We start from the raw sequence: 7,026 nt of genomic DNA, 5'->3' as shown, positions 1-7,026 counted from the left end.
CGAGCACCTCGGCGTCGAAGCCGAAAAGGTGACCGAGGACGCGAGCTTCATCGACGACCTGGGCGCGGACAGCCTCGACATCGTCGAGCTGGTGATGGCGTTCGAAGAGGAATTCGGCGTCGAGATCCCCGATGATGCCGCCGAGAAGATCACGACCGTCAAGGACGCGATCACCTATATCGACGAGAATCAGGGCTAAGCGGGCAACCTGCATGGCCGCCCTTGCGGGCAGGATTTGACGAACGGCTCCCGGTCCCGGAAAGGGGTGGGGAGCCGTTTCGCGTTCGAGACTTGTTGCTGTCGCATCGTTGTTCGCTGAAAACCCGTTCAGCCCGATGCCCTAACGGAGAGATACTATGCGCCGCGTCGTCGTGACTGGCCTTGGCCTCGTGACCCCGCTGGGTGCGGACGTCGAAACCGCCTGGAAGAACATCATCGCGGCCAAATCGGGCGCGGGGACGATCACCCGGTTCGACGCCACCGACTTCCACAGCAACTATGCGTGCGAGGTGAAGCCGGCGGACCATGAATATGGCTTCGATCCGGGCAAGCGCGTCGATCACAAGGTGCAGCGCCAGGTCGATCCATTCATCGTCTATGGCATCGACGCCGCCGGCCAGGCGCTGGAGGATGCCGGCCTCACCGAGATGAGTGAGGCCGAGCGGTTGCGCGCCGGCTGCTCGATCGGATCGGGCATCGGCGGGTTGCCCGGCATCGAGAGCGAATCGCTGGTGCTGGCCGAGAAGGGGCCGAAGCGCGTGTCGCCGCACTTCGTGCACGGGCGGCTGATCAACCTGATCACCGGCCAGGTGCAGATCAAATACGGGCTGATGGGCCCGAACCACGCGGTGGTCACCGCCTGCTCGACCGGCGCGCACGCGATCGGCGACGCGGCGCGGATGATCGCGATGGACGATGCCGACGTGATGCTGGCGGGCGGCGCCGAGGGCGCGATCTGCCCGATCGGCATCGCCGGGTTCGGCCAGGCGCGCGCGCTCTCGACCGGCTTCCGCGACGAGCCGTGGCGGGCGAGCCGCCCGTGGGACGAGGGCCGCGACGGCTTCGTCATGGGCGAGGGCGCGGGCGTGGTGGTGCTCGAGGAATATGAGCGGGCCAAGGCGCGCGGCGCGAAGATCTATGCCGAGGTGGTCGGCTACGGCCTGTCGGGCGACGCCTATCATGTGACCGCGCCGCATCCCGAGGGCTCGGGCGCCTATCGCTCGATGGAGATGGCGATGAGGAAGTCGGGCCTGGCGCTGTCCGACATCGACTATATCAACGCGCACGGCACCTCGACCCCGCTCGGCGACGAGCTCGAGCTGGGTGCGGTCCGCAAACTGTTCGGCAATGCGATCGGCGACTTGTCGATGTCCTCGACCAAGTCGGCGATCGGGCACCTGCTGGGCGGCGCGGGCGCGGTGGAGAGCATCTTCTGCATCCTCGCGCTGCGCGACCAGATCGTCCCGCCGACGCTCAACCTCGACGATCCCAGCGAGAATTGCGCGGGCGTCGACCTGGTGCCGCACAAGGCCAAGGAGCGGAAGGTCAAGGCGGTGCTGAACAACTCGTTCGGCTTCGGCGGGACCAACGCCTCGCTGGTGATGAAGGCGGTCTGATTGAGCGACAGTCCCCGTTCGGGCTGAGCTTGTCGAAGCCCGGGACCTCGCCCGCAAAGGGGAGAGGCCCCTCGACAAGCTCAGGGCGAACGGGTCTCGGGAGTGGATGAACGGCGATGCTGCGCAAGCTTGGGTGCCTGGGTGTCGTCGTCGTCCTCCTTCTGGTGGGCGCGGCCTTCTGGGCGGCGAACCAGTGGGGCGGGCCGGGGCCGGCCAAGGCCAATGTGACGGTCGAAGTGCCCGTAGGCGCGACGATGACTTCCGCCGCGGAAGCGATGGAGAAGGCGGGCGCGATCGAGGACGCCGGCACCTTCCTGTGGATGGCGCGGATCTTCGGCAGCGGCGAGCCGATCCAGGCAGGCGAGTATCGCGTCCCGGCGGGCCTCAGCCAGGCCGACATCCTCAAGATGCTGCAGGGCGGGCGCACGCTCCAGCGCTTCGTGATGGTGCCCGAGGGGATGCCGTCGATCCTGGTGCAGGAGAAGCTCAACGCCGCGCCGCAGATGGCCGGCAAGGTCGCGGTGCCGGCCGAGGGCAGCGTGCTCCCGGACAGCTATGCCTATAACCGTGGCGACAGCCGGCAGGCGGTGCTCGACCGGATGCAGGCGGCGATGAAGAAATATCTCGCGGCGGCGTGGGCCAAGCGCAAGCCGGGGATCGCGGTGAGCACGCCCGAGCAGGCGATCATCCTCGCTTCGATCGTCGAAAAGGAGACGGGCAAGCCCGAGGAGCGGCGGATGGTGGCGGGGGTCTATTCCAACCGGCTGAAGCGCGGGATGCCGCTGCAGGCCGATCCGACGGTGATCTACCCGGTGACCAAGGGCAAGCCGCTGGGGCGGCGCATCCTGCGCTCCGAGCTGCAGGACAAGAACGGCTACAACACCTATGCCAGCGCCGGGCTGCCGATCGGGCCGATCGCCAATCCGGGCCGCGCGAGCATCGACGCGGTGCTCGACCCGGCGGAGACCAACGCGCTCTACTTCGTCGCCGACGGCAGCGGCGGGCACGTGTTCGCCGACACGCTCGAGCAGCACAACGCCAACGTCCAGAAATGGTATGCGCTGCGCCGGGCGCGGGGCGAGATGTGAGACGCCCGCTGAGACCCTGACAGATACGGCCATTTACGCAGATTTCCGGGATTGATAACGTTCCCAACGATACAGAATCGTTGGAGGGGACGGCCGATGGCGTGGACGCGTTGGATGATGGCGGCGCTGGCGGTGGCGAGCACCGCGTCTGCGGCCGCGCAGGGCTTCGTCCATCGCGACGGCAAGCGGATCGTCGACGGCGAGGGCCGGCCGCTGCTGCTGCGCGGCATGGGGCTGGGCGGCTGGATGCTGCAGGAAGGCTATATGCTCGAGCTCGGCGGGCTCGAGAAGGGGCAGCAGCATGTGATCCGGCGCAGGATCGTCGAGCTGGTCGGGGAGCAGAAGGCCGCCGCCTTCTATCGTGCCTGGCTCGACAATTTCACCACCAAGGCGGACATCGACGCGATGGCGCGCTGGGGGTTCAACTCGGTGCGGCTGCCGATGCACTACAACCTCTTCACGCTGCCGATCGAGCGCGAGCCGGTGGCGGGGCGGGACACGTGGATCGAGGACGGCTTCGCGCGGATCGACCGGCTGCTCGAATGGACTCGCGCGAACGACATGCACCTGATCCTCGACCTGCACGCGGCGCCGGGCGGGCAGGGGAACGATCTGCCGATCAGCGACCGCGACCCGGCCAAGCCGTCGCTGTGGGAAAGCGCGGAGAACCGGCGCAAGACGGTGGCGTTGTGGAAGAAGCTCGCCGAGCGCTATGCGGACGAGCCGGGGATCGCGGCCTATGACGTGCTCAACGAGCCGAACTGGGATTTCGACGGGCCGAAGCAGGGGCATGGCTGTTCGTCCAAGGCGAATGCGCAGCTGTGGGATTTCTATCGCGAGGTGATCGCGGCGATCCGCTCGGTCGATCGCAACCACATGATCATCATCGAGGGGAATTGCTGGGGGAACAATTATGGCGGCCTCGACGCGCCGCTCGACGCGAACTCCGCGCTGAGCTTCCACAAATACTGGAACCGCAACGACCGCGAGTCGATCGCGGGGCACCTCGCGCTGCGCGACCGGCTCGGGTTGCCGCTGTGGCTCGGGGAGACGGGGGAGAATTCGAACGCCTGGTTCCGCGACGCGATCGCGCTGGTCGAGGGCGAGGGGATCGGCTGGGCGTGGTGGCCGCTCAAGAAGATCCGCTACAACAACCCGCTGCAGGTGAAGCCCAATCCCGGGTGGAACGCGCTGGTCGCATACTGGTTGGGCAAGGGGCCGAAGCCGAGCGCGAAGGACGCGGAGACGGCGCTGATGCGGCTGGCGACGCATGACGTGCGCTACGAGAACAACCTCCAGCATCCCGACGTAATCGACGCGATGTTCCGCCAGCCGCACAGCAATGCGACGCTGGCGTTCAGGCCCAACCGGATCGGCAAGGCGCGCGCGCGGATCGCGGCGGTGGATTTCGATCTCGGACGGGCCGGCTATGCCTATCGAGACCGGGAGGATGCCAATTATCACGTCGCGACCGGGGGTGAGCGGGTGACGTGGAATTCGGGGATGACCTACCGCAACGATGGCGTGGACATCACGGAAGGTGCGGCGCGCGCGCCCTACGTCACCAGTGTCCAGGCGGGCGAGTGGCTGCGATATACCGTCGACGCCGAGCAAGCGGGCATGCGGAGCGTCAGCGTTCGTGCGCGTGGCAGCGCCGGAGGCAGGCTCTCGCTCGCGGTGAACGGGCGGGCGCCCGTATCGGTCGCCATTCCCGCCGGGAGTGCCTGGACGACGCTCCGGTTCGCCCGCATCGAGTTGATGCAGGGGCAGAACCGCGTTGTGCTGAAAGCGGATGCGTGCACCGACTGCGAGATCGATAGCCTGACGTTCGAATAGCGGCGCGGCCCGCTCCGCAGCGAGCCACGCTCCCCGGGGATCAGTAGGCGGCGGTGAAGCGCGCCCGGCTGTGGCGATGCTGCTCCAGTTCATCGACCATCGCGATCGCATAGTCGGCGAAGCTGATCTTGCTCTCGCCATCGGCATCGGTGACGAGCTGATCGGTGCCGGAGCGGTAGGTGCCGAGGCGCGGCCCTTCGAATAGCAATGCGGCGGGCGAGAAATAGGTCCAGTCGGTCTCCGTTTCGCTGCGCAGGGCATCGAGAAAGGCGATGCCGCCCAGCGCCATGCCCTTCCATTCCTCGGGAAAGGCCGGATCGTCGATCACGCGTTTGCCCGGCGCGACCTCCAGGCTGGCGGCGCCGCCGGTCACGAGGAGCCGCGACACTCCGGCCAGCTTCAGTGCCGACAGCAACGTTTCCGCAGGTACGTCGAAATGCAGTGCGCTGATCACGGCGTCGCTGCCGCGGATGAGATCGGCCAAGGCCTCCGGCGCGGCGGCATCGCCAGCGCGGGGCGTGACGCCGGGGTGCTGCGGGATGGTCTCCGGCTTGCGCGCGATCGCGAGTACTTCGTGGCCGCGCGCCGCCAGCTCCTTCGTGATCTCCGAGCCCGCGCGTCCGCTCGCGCCGAGAACCGCCACCTTCATGTCCGATTTCCTTCTCATGGTTTCCAATGGATACCAAGTCAGGTATGGATACCCATCATGCAAGAAGGCACTTCAAGGATAGGTGGTTTCGCCGGGGAAACCTGCGAGCGGGGCGACGTCTATGCAGCCGATTGCCCCACCCGCAAGCTGCTCGATCGCGTGGCCGACAAATGGAGCGTGCTGATCCTGCTGCTCCTGGGGCAGGAGGCGATGCGGTTCAACGCGCTGAGGCGGCGGATCGAAGGGGTGTCGCAGAAGATGCTGAGCCAGACGCTGCGGTCGCTGGAGCGCGACGGGCTGGTCAGCCGCACCGTGGTGGCGACGGTGCCGGTGACCGTCACCTACGCGATCACGCCGCTCGGCAGCGGGCTGATCGGATCGCTGCGGTCGATGATCGACTGGGCCGAAACCCATATGCCGGACGTGGCCGCAGCCCAGCGCTTCTATGACGACGCGCTGGGCTGCGGCGGTTGATCAGCGCGCCAGCCCCGCCGCGTCGCGCGCCAGCCGCTCGACCTCGTCGTAGCTCGCGCCCTTGGGCGTCACCCAGCTGCCGCCGACGCAGAGGACCGGGTCGAAGCCGAGCCATTCCGGCGCGGTGGCGGGGCTGATGCCGCCGGTGGGGCAGAACTTCGCCTCGTAGAACGGTCCGGCCAGCGCCTTGAGCGCCTTGAGGCCGCCCGACGTCTCCGCCGGGAAGAATTTGAAGTGGCGCAGGCCGAGGTCATAGCCGCGCATGATGTCGCCGGCATTGGCGACGCCCGGGAGGAAGGGGACGCCGCTCTGCACGATCACCTCGCCGAGGCGCTCGGTCAGGCCGGGGGAGACGATGAACTCGGCGCCCGCGTCCATCACCTGCGCGAACTGTTCGGTGTTGACCACCGTGCCGGCGCCGACGATCGCGCCCTCGACCTGCTTCATCTCGCGGATCGCGTCGAGCGCGGCGGCGGTGCGCATCGTCACCTCGAGCACCTTGAGGCCGCCCTTGACCAGCGCCTCGGCCAGCGGGCGGGCGGTGGCGGCGTCCTCGATCACCAGCACGGGGATGACCGCGCTGGTGCGCATGATGGCTTCGATGGTCACTGGGTATGCTCCTGGGCGTAGGCGGCCGCGGCGCCGTAGAGGCCGGGCTGGGGGTGGGTGATGAGCTTGACCGGGATCGACGACATCAGCGCCTGGAACCGCCCCTTGGCGATGAAGCGCTGGCCGAAGCCCGAGGCGAGGAGATGGTCCTTGAGGCGCAGGCCGAGGCCGCCGGCGATGACCACGCCGGTCGGCCCGTGCGCGAGCGCGAGATCGCCCGCAACCGCGCCGAGGCTCAAGCAGAAGCGGTCGAGCGCGGCGACGGCGAGGCTGTCCTGCCCCTCCAGCGCGAGGCTCCAGATTTCCTTGTCGTTGCGGCTCTTGACCGGCTTGCCCTCGAGCTGGGCGAGCGTCTCGTAGATCGGGACGATGCCGGGGCCGGCGACGATCCGCTCGGCCGAGATGCGGGTGTAGGTGGTGCGCAGCCGCTTGACGATCGCGTCCTCGATCCCGTCGAGCGGGGCGAAGTCCATATGCCCGCCCTCGGTCGAAATGACGTGATAGCTGAGCGGGCCGGTGCGGAAGACCTGCGCGACGCCGAGCCCGGTGCCGGGGCCGCAGACGGTGATCGAGCCCTTCTCCGCGAAGGGGGCGTCGGGGCCGCAGAGATGCAGGAAATGCTCCGAGGGGAGCTGGGCCACGGCATGGCCGACCGCGCCGAAATCGTTGATCAGCGAATAGCTGTCGACCTCGAGCCGCTCCCTGATCAGCGGCGGGCGGATGATCCACGGATTGTTGGTGAGCTTGATCAGCT

Annotated in this window: 8 protein-coding genes; 5 read left to right on the top strand and 3 right to left on the bottom strand. The window is 67.8% G+C overall.

What is annotated here, in order from left to right:
• The 4 genes from ABDV68_RS17625 to ABDV68_RS17610 all read left to right on the top strand — a co-directional run.
• On the top strand, positions 1 to 199 hold a 199-nt coding region (locus ABDV68_RS17625; protein WP_343521407.1), incomplete at its 5' end, for an acyl carrier protein.
• 157 nt (positions 200 to 356) lie between these two features.
• Positions 357 to 1,616, top strand: a complete 1,260-nt coding sequence (gene fabF, locus ABDV68_RS17620; RefSeq protein WP_343521406.1) for a beta-ketoacyl-ACP synthase II — start codon at positions 357 to 359, stop codon at positions 1,614 to 1,616.
• A 119-nt stretch (positions 1,617 to 1,735) separates the two neighbouring features.
• Positions 1,736 to 2,704: an endolytic transglycosylase MltG gene (gene mltG / locus ABDV68_RS17615; protein ID WP_343521408.1), complete on the top strand. Its 969-nt coding sequence runs from the start codon at positions 1,736 to 1,738 to the stop codon at positions 2,702 to 2,704.
• 96 nt (positions 2,705 to 2,800) lie between these two features.
• Complete coding sequence (locus tag ABDV68_RS17610; protein WP_343521405.1) at positions 2,801 to 4,540, top strand: cellulase family glycosylhydrolase; 1,740 nt, start codon at positions 2,801 to 2,803, stop codon at positions 4,538 to 4,540.
• A gap of 40 nt (positions 4,541 to 4,580) precedes the next feature.
• On the opposite strand, the gene ABDV68_RS17605 is transcribed toward ABDV68_RS17610, so the two are convergent.
• A complete protein-coding gene (locus tag ABDV68_RS17605; protein ID WP_343521404.1) occupies positions 4,581 to 5,189 on the bottom strand; it encodes an NAD(P)-dependent oxidoreductase in 609 nt (202 codons plus the stop codon).
• Positions 5,190 to 5,246: 57 nt separating this feature from the next.
• Between ABDV68_RS17605 and ABDV68_RS17600 the strand changes: the two genes are divergently transcribed.
• Positions 5,247 to 5,663, top strand: coding sequence for a helix-turn-helix domain-containing protein (locus ABDV68_RS17600; RefSeq protein ID WP_343521403.1), 417 nt, complete (start codon positions 5,247 to 5,249; stop codon positions 5,661 to 5,663).
• Here ABDV68_RS17600 and eda read toward each other — a convergent pair whose 3' ends face one another.
• Both eda and ABDV68_RS17590 read right to left on the bottom strand, forming a co-directional pair.
• Entirely contained in the window at positions 5,664 to 6,272 is a 609-nt protein-coding gene (gene eda, locus ABDV68_RS17595) for a bifunctional 4-hydroxy-2-oxoglutarate aldolase/2-dehydro-3-deoxy-phosphogluconate aldolase (protein ID WP_343521402.1), read from the bottom strand.
• Positions 6,269 to 7,026: glucokinase (locus ABDV68_RS17590; protein ID WP_343521401.1), on the bottom strand; the 758-nt coding region annotated here is incomplete at its 5' end. The genes ABDV68_RS17590 and eda, both read right to left, overlap by 4 nt.

It is taken from the genome of Sphingomonas sp. (assembly GCF_039595165.1).
Taxonomy (GTDB): Bacteria; Pseudomonadota; Alphaproteobacteria; order Sphingomonadales; family Sphingomonadaceae; genus Sphingomonas.
Note: the sequence above shows the minus strand (reverse complement) of the source record. Positions and strands in the feature narration are given on the sequence as shown.